Genomic DNA, 14,606 nt, shown 5'->3' on the forward strand with positions numbered 1-14,606 from the left:
GTTCTGCGCGGTGAGGGTCGCATTCGGCCCGGCGGTGCCGGGTCGGTCGTGAGGTGACGCCTGCGTCGCCCGGAGTGCCACGGGACTCGGCGTGGCCGTACCGAATGGGCTATTTGATGCAGCAGCCGGGGCAGACCTTGGGGCGCGGCAGGGTGAAGGCCAGGCAGCAGGTCTTGCGTTGCACTTCGAGTTTGCCCTGGTGGCCCGGGCGCAGCTCGATCAGGTCGCGGACGCCGAGGGTGTCGAGGAGCCGGTCGATCGTCTCGGCGGATGAGCCGGGAACGGCGTCGGCGGAGCGCAGCACGCCGTAGGCGACGCCGGACGCGAGAGAGCCGAGCAGCGTCCGTTTGCCGAGGCGGACCCGGCTGTGGATGGCGTCGAGCAGCGGTGCGAGATGCTCGTCGAGGAGGCTGCGGCGGAATTCGGTCAGGAGCGCGGTCTCGTCGGCGACGACCTTGACCTGCGGGAGGCCGGAGAGTGCCAGCGGGTCGTGCGGCAGGACCGCGACCGGGATGCCGGGTCGCAGACCGATCGTGATCAGCGGCCGCGGGTCGTCGAAACGCATCAGTGTGTCGGTGGCGGTGAGCAGCGGCACGCGTCGTGCGGAGGCCCAGCCGAGGACGGCCGGGAGGGCGAGCCAGTACGTATACGCCTTCCAGGCGAGTGCGGCGGCGGCGTGGGGCTGCGCGTTCCACCGGCGGCGCGCGGCGTCCAGGAGCGTGTCGAGATGCACGTCGGCCAGGCGGGCCGTCGGGGTCCAGCCGGCGAGGTCGCGAACGACCAGGTCGGGGGCGAGACCGGGAACCTCGGTGCTGGTGCCGAACATGGCGCGCAGGGTCGCGGTGACCGGGGCCAGGGGCCGCGGGCGGATCTGCGTCAGCTCCATGGTGATGCTGGTCACGGGCGTCCGCCAACCCGCGGCACTCGTCGCTGAGTCACCGCACAACTCCTCGCGGATGAACCTACTGAAAGCAAGTGGGGGCGAGCCGGCTCTTGTGGAGCGCGGGGGCTCGTCGACGACCCACGGTACCCGGTTAAGGGTAGCCTAACCACACCGGCCAAGGGGATCTTTCGGGCGAATGCCCAAGGTAATGATTACTTTACGTAGCGTGGCTGCGCTGCCGGATTCGTCAAGGTATCTGTCGGCAACGCGCTACTAGCTCCTTGGTGACACAAGATCCCAGCGACACTGAACATGCCGTCGCGAAGGGGACATCCGTGATGACCACCTCGCCCATTGAGAGGGCCGCAGATCAGTTCGTCACGGCGCTCGCGCAATGGCGGGTCGAGCGCGGCATGACCAAGAAGCAGCTTGCCGCGCGCATGGGCTTCGATCCCTCCTACGTCAGCCACGTCGAGGGACGACGACACAAACCCACCGAGGACTTCGCCCGGCGCGCCGAGGCCGTCCTCGGCGCCGGCGGCGCCATCTGGCAGAGATTCCAGGAGTACGACGAGCTCCGTCACGCCCGCACCGCGGGTCTGCACCGTGACCCGCCGGTGCCGGTCCAGTGGCTGCCACCCGGCACCGGGCTGATCGTCGAGCGTGAGGTCGCCGAACTCGCCTACACCGACGGCGCCTACCGCTGCCGCGTCCAGCGCTGGCTCTACAACGCCGGTGTGGAACCGGTCACCCGCTATCTCGCGAAGATCTCGGTGGACCGCTATCCCCACGACCCGGCCGGCTCCAACCGCCACCACCGGGAGAACCCGCTCACCTTCGACGAGATGGACGTGCACGCGTTCGCCGGTGAGAGCGACGCGGCCGAGCCGATGATCTGGCGGGTCAAGCTCGACCGGGACGCGTCGAAGGAGATCTGGCTGATGTTCGCCAACTCCCGCGGCCAGTTCCCGCTCTATCCCGGCGAGCGGACCACCATCGAGTACGCGTACACGGTCGGCGAGGAGAAGTGGGGCCAGTGGTTCCAGCGCGCCGTCCGTCTGCCGACCCGGTCGCTGACCGTGCGACTCAACTTCCCGGAGAGCTTCGAGCCCCAAGTCTGGGGTGTGGAGGCGTCCCTCGCCGCTGAGGTGCCCGTCCGCACCCCGTTGGAACGCCGCACCGAGGGAGGTCGCGCCATTTTCGAGTGGTCTACAGACGCGCCCCTGCTCAACGCGCGGTACCGGCTGGAATGGCGGTACCGCGGCGCCGATGCCCCCGTTTACGAGGAGACCGGTCCGCCGGAGCCGGCCCTGCCCAGGGCCTCGCACCGGATGCGCGGCATCGGCATCATCCAGCGCGGATCCGACCTGCTCCGGCAGCGGGCCCGCCATTTCCAGCTCCCCCGCGAGGGCGCCGCCGCCCGCAACGCCGTCACCCGGCTGCTCACCTCGCTCGGCCGGCTGGAGGACCTGCACGAGTTCAGCAAGGGCGTTGGCCTGGCCGCGCCACAGATCGGCGTGCCGGTGGCGGCCGCCGTGGTCCGGCCGCCGGAACGCGACGTCGATCCGGTCGTCCTGCTCAACCCGCGGGTCGTCGGTGAGTCGGTGGAGTCCGACGAGCAGTACGAGGGCTGTCTGTCCTTCTTCGACTACCGCGGACTGGTGCCACGGCCGTTGCGGATCGATGTGGAACACGCCCGGTTCGACGGGACCCGGGTGGTGACCACCTTCGAGCGGGCGCTGGCCCGGCTGATCAGCCACGAGATCGACCACCTGGAGGGGCGGCTCTACGTGGATCGGATGGAGGCCGACGCCAAGCTGATCCCGGTCGCGCAGTACCAGCAGACCGGACGGCCCTGGGATTACTAGGTTCTTCAGTCCGAGAAGCTGTCGTACTTTATCCGGACCGAAGGAATCTGCAGCTCGGACAGCTTCTTCAGCGTCGACCGCACCATCCGGCCCGAACCGGAGACGAAGAAGTCGTGCTCCTTCCACGGGCCGTACTTCGCCACCACGTCCGAGATGTCACCCTGCTCGCCGGAGAACGTCGGATCGTCGCTGCACGCGGTCACCACCGACAGCCACGGGTAGCGGGCGGCCAGCCGGTTCAGGTCGGCCAGGTCGTACAGGTCCTCACGGTTGCGCGCTCCGAAGAAGACATGCACCCAGCGGGTCCGGTTGTACCGGGTCAACTCCTCGAGCAGCGACTTGATCGGGGCCAGCCCGGTGCCACCGGCCACGAAGACGGCGTCCCGGGTCGATCTTCGATCCAGGGTCATCGTGCCCATCGGCGCGGCCAGTTTGATCATGTCGCCCACCTGGAGCCGCCGGACCAGGGCGCTCGACACCCAGCCCGCCCCGACCGCCCGCACGTGGAACTCCAGGGTGTTGTCCCGCCGGGGCGCGTTCGCCGGCGAGTAGGTGCGCCACAGCCGGGGCTGGTAGCGCGGGCACTCGATGCTCAGGTACTGGCCGGCCCGGTAGTCCAGCGGCTGCAACGGCAGCACGGTGAACACCGCGATGTCCCGGGACCGGCGCTCGTGGGCGACCACCTCGCCGTACCAGTAGGGCGGATTCGGATCGGCGTCGGCTCCGGAGAGCATCTTCGAGGCGATCACCGCGTACGCGTCGGCCCACGCCTGGTCGTACTCGACACCCCACTCCTCGCCGGCGAAGGCCCGCATCGACTCGATCAAAGCCCCGCCCACCACCTCGTAGTGCTCCGGTTCCACGTGGAACTTGCGGTGGTCCCGCCCGAGCGCCCGCAGGTACTCGTCGAACCTCTCCGGGTCCTCCAGCGTCTGCACGGCCTGCACGATGGCACCCAGCAGACGGGCCCGTTGCACATCCATCTGGACCGGGAACAGATCGCGCAGATCCGGGTACGACAGGAAGATGCGCGCGTAGAAGTAGCCGGCAACCTTGTCCTGATGTTCCTCGACGAGGCTCCAGCTCTCCTTGAGCAAGCGTGCGAGGTCTCCCATGCCATTCAGGGTGGTCAGCACAGTCGGGAACACGACGTACCCAAAGTGCGACAGCGGGGTGGCGCATGGCGAAATAGGTGGATTTGTGCCTCGCCTAGAGTGGCGGGGTGACAGTGGAAGAACCTCAGCAGACCACCCGTCCGCGTTATGGCGCCGAGATCGCCATCGTGCTGCTGCTGTCACTCGGACAGTCAGCCGTCTACTCCATCGTGTCGCTGACCGCGAAACTCACCGCGGAGAAGCCACTCGCGCAGCAGACCACCACACTCAACCCGACGGTGTCGCCGCGGCCGTACCTCGACCTCACGTACCAGACCCTCGGGATCTTCTTCGCGCTGATCCCGGTCGCTCTGGCGTTCTTCCTCCTGGCGAAGGACCGCATCGGGCCACGCGAACTCGGGATCGACTACCGCCGGCCGGGCTACGACATCGGCTGGGGCATCTCATTGGCGGCCGGAATCGGTCTGCCCGGCCTTCTTCTCGTCTACGCGGCACTCCAGCTCGGGATCAACGCGCAGATCCGGCCGTCCGGGCTCGAACCGTACTGGTGGTCGGTGCCGATCCTGATCCTCTCCGCGATCCAGAACTCGGTCCTCGAAGAGGTCATCGTCGTCGGATACCTGGTCACCCGGCTACGGACCATGTCGCTGACCCCGGTCTGGATCATCGCGGCGTCCGCCGTCCTGCGCGGCTCCTACCACCTCTACCAGGGCTTCGGCGGCTTCATCGGCAACGCGATCATGGGCGTGGTCTTCGCGGCGTTCTTCCTCAAGACCAAGCGCCTCATGCCGTTGATCGTCGCCCACAGCCTCCTCGACATCGTCGCCTTCGTCGGCTATCAGCTGCTTCCCGACTCCTGGCTGACCTGGCTCTCCGTGTAGAACCGGCGCGCCCGCACCGCCACCATCTCGGTCGTCGTGCGGGCGCTCAGGAACCCGGTCAGCAGCCGCACGGCCGGGCTCGCCAGACTCAGCGCCGCCCAGCCCACGACCGGGCCGGCGCCCGGACTCGCCAGCCGCAACAGGTCCGCGGCACGCTGCGGGTCCGCCGGATCCCGGCCGTAGATCGCGGCCAGGTGCAACACCAGCTCCGCGTGCGTGATCACGGTCGCGGCGCCGAGAGCGATCGGGGCGTACGGGCCGGCCAGCGCCCCGACACTGCCACGCAGTCCCGCCGACCGGGTGAACCGGTGCACGGCAAGCCGCGCGAGTGCCTCCCGCGAGGCGGTCGGGTAGGTCGCGCGGAGGTGGTCGGTCCAGTCCCTGGCGCGGGGGCCGAGAGCTTGGACGAGGGCCTGAGCCAGGATCTCTGGGGTACGGGCGGGTTCGGCCAGCAGTTGCTCCCCGACCGAGTCGAACCGCCGGTGGTCCGGTGCCGCCTCGACAACACGCAGCGGCGCCGCCGTTCCCACCTGCGGTGACACCGGCTCCTCGGCCGTCACCCGTTGCGGTGACACCGGCTTCTCAGCTTTCGGGTCTTGCGGCGGCGTCGGCTCCTCGGCTTTCGGGTCTTGCGGCGGCGTCGGCTCCTCGGCTTTCGGGTCTTGCGGGGGCGCTGGCATCTCGGCTTCGCCACGTTGCGGCGCTGGCTCCGCGGTTTCTCCACGTTGGGGCGGCGCTGGCTTCTCGGTCTTCACCACAGTCAGCGGCCGACCGGTGGCCGGTGTTGCCCGCGGTGCCGCCGGGGGCTCGTCCGCTGCCGGGGCCTTCTTCGCCGGTGTTCGCTTGGTGGCGGCCTTCTTCGCGGGGGCGGCTTTCTTCGCGGCCTTCGCCGGGGCGCTGCGCTTGGCCGGTGCGGTGGCCCCTGTCGACGGTGACGCAGCCGGTATCGGTGTCGGTGTCGCGTCGGCTGCCGGAGGCTCCGCGGGCGCCGGGGCCGGGGCGGCGGGCTCGGCCGGGTTCGGGGAGGCTGCGGGCCGGGTGCGTTTGGCGGCGGGCGGCTGCTCCGGAGCGCGGACCGGCTGCGACGGCACTGTCGGCTGCTCAGCGGGAGGGGCCGCCTTGCGCGGGCTCCGGCGAGGGCGGGCCTCGTCCGTACCCCCTGGTGAGGTGTGACCTTCGGCACCGGAACCTGGCTGCGGAGGCTGGAAGGTGACCGCCGGCGGACTGCCACGACGCCCAGGGCCCGCGGCTGGCCGCTCAGCGGAGGGCGTCTGCTCGGGCGCACTGAACGGGCTTCGCGGATCCCGAGCCCGCGGAGCCTCCCGGCGCGTGTTGTCCTCCATCGCAGCGAGCCTAGCCGCATCCGCCACGTTTCGCCTGTTCGCGCCCTGTCGAGAAGATCTTCGGTGCGCCGGATGGCAACCCCTTTGTGTGTGCGTCACGGGGTCCGGTATTGTCAGGTCTCGGTAGTCCTCGGGCTACCGGGGAGACTTCGCCTAGTCCGGTCTATGGCGCCGCACTGCTAATGCGGTTGGGGTTTTACCGCCCCTCCCGGGTTCGAATCCCGGAGTCTCCGCGCGAAAGTCGGTGTTGTAGGCTGGCTGAGCACTGAGAGAGCGCCCGTAGCTCAATGGATAGAGCATCTGACTACGGATCAGAAGGTTAGGGGTTCGAGTCCCTTCGGGCGCACATTTAAAAATGGCCGTGACCAGCGGAAACGCGGGTCACGGCCATTCTGTTGTCCCAGTTTTGACCTCTGAGATCCCGCTTATTGGGATGTGGTGATCCGGTGGTGATCGGTTGTTTCAGGCTGGTCGATCCGCTTTGGTGTTGACCAGGGATTATGCGTCCGATCTGGTAATCGTTCTTGCGATCGGCCCGCGGTTAGACGGTGACGGGTTGCCACCAAGCGGTGATTGTGACGTCGTGGTGGAGGGTGTCGTCGATGTGGCGGTGCAGGGCGAGGTCGACGATGCGGTCGTCGTTGGGCTGGTAGGGCTTGGCCGGATTCGGCATGCCGAGCATCGGTCCGAGGGCGTCGATCGCGGGTTTCCACAGGGTGGTCCAATTGCGATGCCGCGAGACGCCGAACACGACCTGTAGGGCGACCAGTCCGGGCGGCAGGGGTTCGGCGACGGCGTCGCGACACGCTTGGTGAATGGCCTGTTTCCAGGCGGGGGATCCCGTGGACACCGACGTGCGGACCGTCAGCAGCGCCGGCGTTGCCGCCTCTTCGGCGGGGACGGCGGCGCCGATTGCGATGGTCGAGCCCTGCTGGTGGACCTTACGTCCGAACGCGGCGGCGACGCGGTTCGCTCCAAGGCGCCGGGCCACGGGGAACAGGTAGTTGTCGAGGTCACGGCCGCCGCTGTCGAGGGGCAACGGATCGGGAAGGCCGACGATCAGCTCGATGGTGCGCGGCTCGTCCTCGATCCAGGACTCCACGCCGATCTGGGCAGCGACTTCGTCGAGGTAGGCCCGGAGCCGTGCCTGGTCGGGATGGCTGCCGGCGTTCCAGCTCTCCAGGACCGGTTCCGTGGCGAGGCGTTGGCGCAGGTGCGCCGAGGGCCGGGCGAAGAGCTCCGTCATCTCGCCGATTGTTCCTGACCTAATTGCTCAGGGGGTGGGTTGAAGTCCTCGCCGGTACTGCCACCAGGACTCGGATGCTGACACGATTCTGCGTGTCCATGGGTCGGTGCTTCCGTCGCCGATTTCCGCCCACATTCTCGCGTTGGCCCCAGCGAATGCCGTCAGGGCGTCGATCGGTGCGACCTGCCATGTCGGGACCTGTGCCGCCCATTCCTCGGCCTGTTCGGGGCTGTGACCGGCGGTGACCAGCCAGCTCACCCAGTAGGCGGCGTCGAGCCAGGCCGCGCCTCGGGTGGCCCAGCCCCAGTCGACGATGCGGGCCTCGCCGTCGCTGACCAGCACGTTGGCGGGATTCAGGTCGGTGTGTAGGAGGCGGTCACCGGCGAGGTGGTGGAGCAGGTCTTCGCTGGTGTAGGCGGCGAGTCTCTGCTCGGCCAGCCGTAAGGGCAGGTCCGGGCAGGGCAGCTCGCCGATACGTGCGATGAGCCGGGCGACGCAGTCGAGGTCTGTGGAGTTCGGCGAGTAGTCGGCGTGGTGGCCGTCGAGGGCCTCGAAGAGGAGAGCGTCCCAGCCCTCCTCGACGATCCGTGCGACCAGGCCGGCGCCGACAGTGCCGAGATGGGGTGCCATCTCCGCTTCGCGTTGCTGGGTCCATACCCAGCGGTGATCGACCGGTAGAGCCTTGAGGAAGTAGTGGCCCTCGGCTGTTCGCAGTCGCGCGGCGACAGAGCTGTTGAGCCCTTCGGCCGCGGAGTCAGCGTCGGTCACCGAACCGATGATCTGACCAATGCGGTGACGAACGGAGGTTGGCAACTGCTCGTAGGTGAGGCGTGTCGGAGGCAAGGGCTCAGTCCTCGGCGAACAGGGCTCGGGACCGCTCCTGCCCATGGCGCGAGGAGCGGCCCCGAGCACTCGATCAGTGTCTTACGGTCAGTTGTACGGGTTGTCGTCGCCGCAGCCGCGCTGGTTGCCGGCGGAGACCTGGTCGACGGTGGTGATGACGATGCCGGCCGGTTCCGGCTGGCGGGGCTGCGGCAGGAGCGACGTCGGGGCCGCGGTCGTCTCGGGACGGCGTGTGATCTGAACCGGGGTGGGGCTCATGATTCCTCCTTGTTCCCGTGCTGGCAGTAGTGATTCAGTGGTGCCTTCGCCGCCTGGTAGACCTTGGCCATGGGTCGGCATACCCGGCAGGTGGACGACAGCGTGCAGCCGGAACATCCACCGGCGCGAAGCATTTGGGCGTCTGCGATCGCGGGCAGACGCAGCAGGCCTTGCGGCCCTTCAGTGATGATGTTGATCGGGTTCTCCCGGCCGACTTTGCACATGGTCGCGTTGCCGTGCGGGGCGACGTGGAAGCTGGTGTGCCCGGCCGGGCAGCCCTGGAAGATCGCGGACTTGTCCAGGTATCCGGGCGTCTGCGAGTCGAGGGTCGACCCGTTGCCGGTGTAGGTCGGCGAGATCGACCCGAACTCTTTGAACGCCAGTCCGAGGTCGCGGACCAAGGTGCGCATCTCGTCCAGCTCGTCGATGTTGTGTTTGGTGATGATGATCGTGACCTCGACCGGCAGCCTGGCTTCGGCGGCCGCTACGAGGCCCGCGTAGGTGTTCTTGAACGCGCTCCTGGTCCGGGTCAGGGCGAACGCGGTCTCCGGGCTCGCCCCGTACATCGACACCGTGATCTTGTGTGGCCGGAAGGCCCGGAAGACGTCGAGAATCTCGGGCCGGGCCAGGCGGGAGCCGTTGGTCAGAACCTCGACCATCATTCCGGCATCGTGGGCAGCCTGGTAGGCCGGTGCGAAGTGCGGGTCTATCAGCGGTTCGCCGCCGGTGATCTGGAACCAGAGCACGCCCATGTCACGCAGCGTCTCGATCAGGTGCAGCTTCTGCGGCAGGTCGAGGCCGGCGAACGGGCGGGTTTCCAGGTAGCAGTGCTCGCAGGAGAAGTTGCAGCCCAGGTTGATCTCCCATGAGGCGCGGCAGTATGTCACGGGAAGTGTCGATGGTGGACGGACCAGCAGAACATCGCGGGCCGGCCGGTTCCGTAGGTCGACGGCCCAGGCTTGCTCGGCGGCGTCGGCGAACCAGTCCGGCACGATGCCGTCGTCGTCGGTGAGGTCGGCGAGCGTGGCGTAGAACGCGGATGGCAGTTGCATCGCGGCTGGGTGACCGGGGCGGACGGCGACGAACTGGTCCTCCTGTGGGCTGATGATGGCCTCAAACATCCGATGCCTCCTCCTGACCTTGTGCGGGTACGGTCCAGGGATTGCCGCTGTCGAGCACGAGGTGTTCGACGGCTGTCGCCAAGTCGTCGGGATCGAGTTCCAGGACACAGCGGCCCTCGCTCCTGCTGATCCAGCCGATGCTCACCAGCGTGGTCCCTACCCTGACCACGACCGGCAGGTCGAAGACGTCCAGCAGCAGGGATAGCAGTCCGGTGCGCTTCTCCACCGGCTTGTACCCGTTCACGCGGCGAACCTCGGGCCAGTGATCCAGCTGAGAAACCGCTCGTACAGGTCGACCGGTGGCCCGTTGGTGCCGGCCGACCAGTCGTCGATCGCCTCGACCAGGTAGGAGCCGAGCAGGACTGACAGGCCATGGGGGAAACGCTGGTACTGCTCTGCGAGCTCGACCTTGGCGACGGCACACGGCCACGGCTCGCCACAGACCTTGCAGTCCCAGGTGGGTCGCTCTCCCTGGTGGTCCGTCCGCGGCACTAACACCAGCGGCCTCCCACAGCTCGGTGCCCGCGTGCCAATGGCAGGGTCATTGCTGCCTCGCTGCAAACAGTCCCCGGCCACCGCGTCCAGCCAGGGAAACTCGTCGGGCCGAGATCAGCTCCGGGCGACTTGCCCCCGGCTGGCGAACCGGCAGCCGTAGGCTTCGCGAGAAGATCGTCACCGCCCTCTCCCGCCGCCAGCACGGTCCCGGCGAATCACATGCCAGGCAACGTCCCGTCGCACTCGACGTCACGTGCTCGTCAAGCGTCATCTGGGCCCGGCAGAGCATCTGCTCGGCCGACACCGCGTAGTACATGTTCCCCGCCATGCTGTCCTCCGTGACTCCGAGTTCGGCCGGTCACCCACCGCCACGGAGACGCTGCTCGCGTAGCGGCGGGGAGTCATCGCCGGTGTTGCTCGTGAGGCAGCCGGATCTCGCGGGCCGCCGTCTTTCGCTGTTGGTCGCTGTGCGTTGCGATCGAGCGTGACGGTCCGGTGACCGGGATTGAACGCGACAGCCGTCAGCCGCCGTCAGCCGACGCTGAACAGCAGCGGAGTACGCCCGCGGAAGTCTGCGGATACTGTGCGTTCATGACCGCGGAGCCGAAGCGAGCCAGCGAATGGACCATCCACGGAGAACGCGTCATCGACGACACCCGCCGCGCGGTGCTGAGCATCGCCGACGTGGAACTACCCGACGGCGTGCGGTTCGAGCAGTACGTCCTCCGGATTCCAGGCGCGGCCATGGTCATCGTCGTCGACGACGAGCAGCGCGTTCTGATGATGTGGCGGCACCGTTTCATCCTCGACCGCTGGGTTTGGGAACTGCCTGGCGGCTACCTCGACCCCGCCGAGGAACCGATGGCCTGCGCCGCCCGTGAAGTCGAGGAGGAGACCGGCTGGCGGCCCCGCAGCATGGAGAAGCTGGTGTCCTACCAGCCGATGGTCGGCACCATCGACCAGGACAACGTCGTCTATCTGGCCCGCGGGGCCGACTTCACCGGAGCGGACCCGGATATCAACGAAGCCGAGCGCATCGCCTGGATCCCCCTCGACGAGGTCCAGCGGCACATCGACGACGGCACGATCGTCGGTGCCGGCTCCGTGGCGGGCCTGCTCGCCGTACTCCTACTGAATGCGACCGGCAAGCTCTAAGCGTTCTGCAAGATCGGTGCCGCACGCTCGGTGAACTCCTGGACCGCGGGAAGTCCGGCATGCTTCGAGAGCCGGTCCGCCAGGTCGGCCAGGTAGTCGCGTGCCCGTGAGGAGTGCAGCCCTTCCACCGCGTCGACGGCCTCGACACCGACCCGGGCCGCCTCCTCCACCTCGCCGGTCTGCGCGTGAGCCACCGCCAGCAGAACCAGGTTGAACTGACGCCCCCGGGCGTACTGTCGCCCGTCCATGTCGAGAGAGCGGGAAGCGAAGCGCTGTGCGAGGTCACCGCGGCCCAGAGCTGTGAAGCAGTGCCCGAACTTCGCCGCCAGATACGACTCGTCGAAGTAGCCGATCCACTGCGGCTCGCTGCTCCGGTCGGCCTTGTCGAAGATGCTCTCCGCCTTGTTCAGGGCAGTAGCGCAGGCGGCTTCGTTCCCACCGACCGCATGTCCCTGGGCTTCCAGCACTGCCGACTCCGCCTGGATCGCCGCGATGCCGGCCTCCGTCGCAGCCCGCCCCGCAGCACGGGCGAGATCCACCGCTTCGTCCGAGGCCCGCAAATAGGCCGCCTGGTGACTCATCGCCGCAAGGATCTCCGCGCCCAGCGCTCGGTCACCGGCGCCGGCCGCGAGCCGTAACGCTTGGATGAGATACCGCTGAGCCAGACCATGCATACCAGCGTCGTACGAGGTCCAGCCAGCCAGTTGCGTCATCTCCGCCACCGCGGACAGCAACTGCCGCCCGGTCCCGACGTCGTAGCGTCCACGGACCAACTCGCTGACGTCGTTGTTCAGGAAACGCACCAGGCTGTCCCTGATGTGCCCTCCGCCGAACTGGTTGTCCAACGTCCGATACGTCGAGGTCATCCGGCGCACCGTCTCTACGTCCGGCATCCCGATAAGCCGTTCCCCAGCGCCCGAGGGCTGCTCGTCGAACGACGCCATCAGCCATCGCATGGCAGGCGGAAGAAACGCGGTCGCGCTGAACCCGACACGCTGAAGAAGGTCTCGCCGCTGCATATCGCCTCGCCAAAGATCCACGGCGACATCGATTCCGTGCCGCCAATCCGGCGCGAACTCTAGCCCGGCGGGGACACCGCTTTCCGTTGAATCGACACCGACGGGCTGTAAGCCACTGTCGGCTGACACTTCCGCCACCATGGCGGACAGCTGGCCACACGCCTGGAGCGCGCCATCGAGCAGTACCGCCACCGACAGGCTCGGACGCTTGCTCCCTGTCTCCAGATCCCACAAATAGCCGTGTGAACAATGGATCATGTGGCCGAGTCGCCGCAGCGATAAACCTCGCCGTTCACGCAGTTCCTTGAGCTTCCGCGAGAAATCGGGATCGACGACGACAGTCCGGCGCGGCATGATTCGCTCCCCAGGATCAGCCGAGAAGATCGGCTCAAGGATTTCATTGGTTCGCGTAGCTTGTGCGAACCATACCGGGTTTCTTTCGACTCAACCGTCATCGACAGGCGCGATAGCGAACGGGACCGTTATGTCGGCCGGGCCCCGTTCGCTATCGCCGCCGTTATGCCGCCTCGCGGGGGATGAGATTAGCGGCGGCGTCGGCGTTCGGCCGCCGGAGTTCGAGGATGACGGAGGTGTAGGTGTCGGAGGTGAGGCCGATGGTGGAGTGGCCGAGGACCTCTTGGATCTCTTTCATGTCGGCACCGCCGTGGCGTAGGTAGGTGGCGGCGCAGTGGCGGAGGTCGTGTAGGCATACGGGTGGGAGGCCGCCTCGGGTGACGAGGTGGTCGAAGCGGTCGCTGATGGCTTGTGGGTGCCAGGGCTGTCCGTCGGCCAAGTGTCGCCGCTGACCTGCTGCCATCGGTTGCGCATGTCGAGGTAGGCGGTGAGGCCGGTGACGGTGGTGGGGCCGAGGGGGACGATCCGGTCTCCGGCGTCGCTCTTCACTTTGCGGGTGACCGGTTCGTAGCCGACGGTGGTGATCTGTTGGACGATGCTGAGGTAGGCCTCGTTGAGGTCGACGTCGTGGTCGCGGAGCCCGACGGCTTCGCCTCGTCGCAGGCCGCGGTGCAGGATGAGTTCGAACATCGGGTAGAGCACGGCGTCGTGGCGTTGGGCGTAGTCGAGGAACTGTCCGGCTTGCTCGGGTCGCCACACCATCACCGGGCTGGGCCGTTCACCGGTCGTCTTCCAGAGTTCGATCGCCTTGGGTGTCCAGACGCGTGCCTTCGGGCGGGTGCCGGCTTCGAGTTCGATGCCGAGGGCGGGGTTGGTGGGGATGAGGCGGGCTCGTCGGACGGCGTCGTTGAGTGCCACCCTCCATGATGTGCGCTCGTCCGGAAAGGTCAGGGAGGCGAGCTGTGCCCGGTCAAGAGCAGGCTGAGGCCCTGGACACGTCAATCGAATGTTGTTCCGTTGTCCATCGCCGCGGATTCTGCTGTTCGGCGTGTCTGACTCCACACTGCTGCCCCCGGCGCTCGCTGCGACCGCTCGGGCCTACCGGACCTGCGAGTTCGCGACCCTGACCCGGAGTGGTGCGCCGGTCGCCTGGCCTACATCCGGTCTGGTCCTGGATGACGGGACGGTCCTGTTGACCACGTCGCTGGGCTACCCGCAGAAGGCTTTCAACGTCCGGCGCGACGAGCGGGTGGCACTGTTGTTCTCCGATCCCACGGCGAGCGGTCTGACGCGGCCGGACCAGATTGCGGTACGAGGGACCGCCTGGTGTCCCGAGGAGATTCACGTGGCGCCGGCGGGGGATCTGGAGCGGCTGTGGGCGCTGCTGTTCGAGCGGCAACCGCACTCACAGTCGTACCTGGACTGGCCGATGACGCTGATGACCGACTTCTACTACATGCGTCTGACGATCACCGTCACGGCAACCGAGGTGGTCACCCGGCCGCTGCCTCGGGCGCAGCCGGGTGGTCTGGCCGGTAGCGGGCTGCTCGGCGCCGAGGTGCTGGACTCCTTCGGCTCCGTGGTGCTGACCGCTGTGGATCCGGCCGGTGCTCCGGTGCTGCTGCGGACCACTGTCGGTGCCGAGCCGGGCGGTTATCGGATCACGGTCCCGGACGGTGTGAAACTCGCCGCCGGGCCGGCCGGGCTGCTCGTGCACCGGCACGACGACCGGCTCTGGAACCTCTACAACGCGAATGTGCGCGGTGAACTCACCGCCGACGGCGATGGCTGGCTGCTGAAACCGGACCGGCTGGTGGAGCCCGGTGCCCGGAGCCGGCCGAGCGCTCTCGACCAGTTCCGGATCCTGCGGGAGACCAAAGCCGCCACCCGGCGCTACCTGCAGCGCCGGGGTCTGCCCCGGCCGGTGATCCCGTGGGCCGACTACCGGGCGATCCGGGCCCGGGTCCGCGCCGGATCCTGACCGGGTCCGCGCCGGATCCTGACCGGGTCCGCGCCGGGTCCTGA

At 68.0% G+C, this 14,606-nt stretch carries 16 protein-coding genes and 2 tRNA genes; 6 read left to right on the forward strand and 12 right to left on the reverse strand.

Features of this window, described 5'->3' with window-relative positions; genetic code table 11:
* Positions 1–109 precede the first annotated feature (109 nt).
* The gene (locus tag ACFO0C_RS18330) at positions 110–886 is read right to left on the reverse strand and encodes a hypothetical protein (RefSeq protein WP_378068502.1); all 777 of its coding nucleotides are present in this window, start codon (positions 884–886) and stop codon (positions 110–112) included.
* 335 nt (positions 887–1,221) lie between these two features.
* Here ACFO0C_RS18330 and ACFO0C_RS18335 point away from each other — a divergent pair, with 335 nt between their 5' ends.
* A complete protein-coding gene (locus tag ACFO0C_RS18335) occupies positions 1,222–2,751 on the forward strand; it encodes a peptide deformylase (RefSeq protein WP_378067868.1) in 1,530 nt (509 codons plus the stop codon).
* 5 nt (positions 2,752–2,756) lie between these two features.
* On the opposite strand, the gene ACFO0C_RS18340 is transcribed toward ACFO0C_RS18335, so the two are convergent.
* The gene (locus tag ACFO0C_RS18340; protein WP_378067869.1) at positions 2,757–3,866 is read right to left on the reverse strand and encodes a globin domain-containing protein; all 1,110 of its coding nucleotides are present in this window, start codon (positions 3,864–3,866) and stop codon (positions 2,757–2,759) included.
* A gap of 107 nt (positions 3,867–3,973) precedes the next feature.
* Here ACFO0C_RS18340 and ACFO0C_RS18345 point away from each other — a divergent pair, with 107 nt between their 5' ends.
* A complete protein-coding gene (locus ACFO0C_RS18345) occupies positions 3,974–4,747 on the forward strand; it encodes a CPBP family intramembrane glutamic endopeptidase (protein WP_378067870.1) in 774 nt (257 codons plus the stop codon).
* On the opposite strand, the gene ACFO0C_RS18350 is transcribed toward ACFO0C_RS18345, so the two are convergent.
* Positions 4,705–5,322: a hypothetical protein gene (locus tag ACFO0C_RS18350; protein WP_378067871.1), complete on the reverse strand. Its 618-nt coding sequence runs from the start codon at positions 5,320–5,322 to the stop codon at positions 4,705–4,707. The two genes, ACFO0C_RS18345 and ACFO0C_RS18350, sit on opposite strands and share 43 nt — an antisense overlap.
* A 910-nt stretch (positions 5,323–6,232) precedes the next feature.
* Between ACFO0C_RS18350 and ACFO0C_RS18355 the strand changes: the two genes are divergently transcribed.
* Together ACFO0C_RS18355 and ACFO0C_RS18360 are read left to right on the forward strand one after the other, a co-directional pair.
* Positions 6,233–6,323 (forward strand) — tRNA-Ser (locus tag ACFO0C_RS18355).
* 40 nt (positions 6,324–6,363) lie between these two features.
* Positions 6,364–6,436, forward strand: a tRNA-Arg gene (locus ACFO0C_RS18360).
* A gap of 195 nt (positions 6,437–6,631) precedes the next feature.
* Here the strand turns inward: ACFO0C_RS18360 and ACFO0C_RS18365 are convergent.
* The 6 genes from ACFO0C_RS18365 to ACFO0C_RS18390 form a co-directional block, all read right to left on the reverse strand.
* Positions 6,632–7,336, reverse strand: a complete 705-nt coding sequence (locus tag ACFO0C_RS18365; RefSeq protein WP_378067872.1) for a hypothetical protein — start codon at positions 7,334–7,336, stop codon at positions 6,632–6,634.
* 27 nt (positions 7,337–7,363) lie between these two features.
* Positions 7,364–8,104 carry a phosphotransferase family protein gene (locus ACFO0C_RS18370; protein ID WP_378067873.1) on the reverse strand — a complete coding sequence of 247 codons (741 nt, stop codon included), beginning with the start codon at positions 8,102–8,104 and terminating at the stop codon, positions 7,364–7,366.
* Positions 8,105–8,266: 162 nt separating this feature from the next.
* Positions 8,267–8,437, reverse strand: a complete 171-nt coding sequence (locus ACFO0C_RS18375) for a hypothetical protein (RefSeq protein WP_378067874.1) — start codon at positions 8,435–8,437, stop codon at positions 8,267–8,269.
* Positions 8,434–9,558, reverse strand: a complete 1,125-nt coding sequence (locus ACFO0C_RS18380) for a radical SAM protein (RefSeq protein ID WP_378067875.1) — start codon at positions 9,556–9,558, stop codon at positions 8,434–8,436. Before ACFO0C_RS18380 ends, ACFO0C_RS18375 begins: the two co-directional genes overlap by 4 nt.
* Positions 9,551–9,802, reverse strand: coding sequence for a hypothetical protein (locus ACFO0C_RS18385; RefSeq protein WP_378067876.1), 252 nt, complete (start codon positions 9,800–9,802; stop codon positions 9,551–9,553). Before ACFO0C_RS18385 ends, ACFO0C_RS18380 begins: the two co-directional genes overlap by 8 nt.
* The gene (locus ACFO0C_RS18390) at positions 9,799–10,050 is read right to left on the reverse strand and encodes a hypothetical protein (protein WP_378067877.1); all 252 of its coding nucleotides are present in this window, start codon (positions 10,048–10,050) and stop codon (positions 9,799–9,801) included. The genes ACFO0C_RS18385 and ACFO0C_RS18390 overlap by 4 nt, the downstream gene beginning before the upstream one ends.
* Before the next feature lie 594 nt (positions 10,051–10,644).
* Here ACFO0C_RS18390 and ACFO0C_RS18395 point away from each other — a divergent pair.
* On the forward strand, positions 10,645–11,208 hold the full coding sequence (locus tag ACFO0C_RS18395) for an NUDIX hydrolase (protein ID WP_378067878.1): 564 nt from the start codon (positions 10,645–10,647) through the stop codon (positions 11,206–11,208).
* On the opposite strand, the gene ACFO0C_RS18400 is transcribed toward ACFO0C_RS18395, so the two are convergent.
* The 3 genes from ACFO0C_RS18400 to ACFO0C_RS18410 all read right to left on the reverse strand — a co-directional run bounded on the left by ACFO0C_RS18400 (position 11,205) and on the right by ACFO0C_RS18410 (position 13,499).
* A complete protein-coding gene (locus tag ACFO0C_RS18400; protein WP_378067879.1) occupies positions 11,205–12,581 on the reverse strand; it encodes a helix-turn-helix domain-containing protein in 1,377 nt (458 codons plus the stop codon). The genes ACFO0C_RS18395 and ACFO0C_RS18400 overlap by 4 nt on opposite strands.
* Positions 12,582–12,744: 163 nt before the next feature.
* The gene (locus ACFO0C_RS18405) at positions 12,745–12,987 is read right to left on the reverse strand and encodes a tyrosine-type recombinase/integrase (RefSeq protein ID WP_378068503.1); all 243 of its coding nucleotides are present in this window, start codon (positions 12,985–12,987) and stop codon (positions 12,745–12,747) included.
* Positions 12,876–13,499, reverse strand: coding sequence for a hypothetical protein (locus tag ACFO0C_RS18410; protein WP_378068531.1), 624 nt, complete (start codon positions 13,497–13,499; stop codon positions 12,876–12,878). Before ACFO0C_RS18410 ends, ACFO0C_RS18405 begins: the two co-directional genes overlap by 112 nt.
* A gap of 130 nt (positions 13,500–13,629) precedes the next feature.
* On the opposite strand from ACFO0C_RS18410, the gene ACFO0C_RS18415 reads away from it, so the two are divergent.
* Positions 13,630–14,562 carry a pyridoxamine 5'-phosphate oxidase family protein gene (locus ACFO0C_RS18415; protein WP_378067880.1) on the forward strand — a complete coding sequence of 311 codons (933 nt, stop codon included), beginning with the start codon at positions 13,630–13,632 and terminating at the stop codon, positions 14,560–14,562.
* The last annotated feature ends 44 nt before the right edge of the window (positions 14,563–14,606 follow it).

Origin of the sequence: Actinoplanes subglobosus, assembly GCF_042650585.1 — a bacterium.
Taxonomy (GTDB): domain Bacteria; phylum Actinomycetota; class Actinomycetes; order Mycobacteriales; family Micromonosporaceae; genus Actinoplanes; species Actinoplanes subglobosus.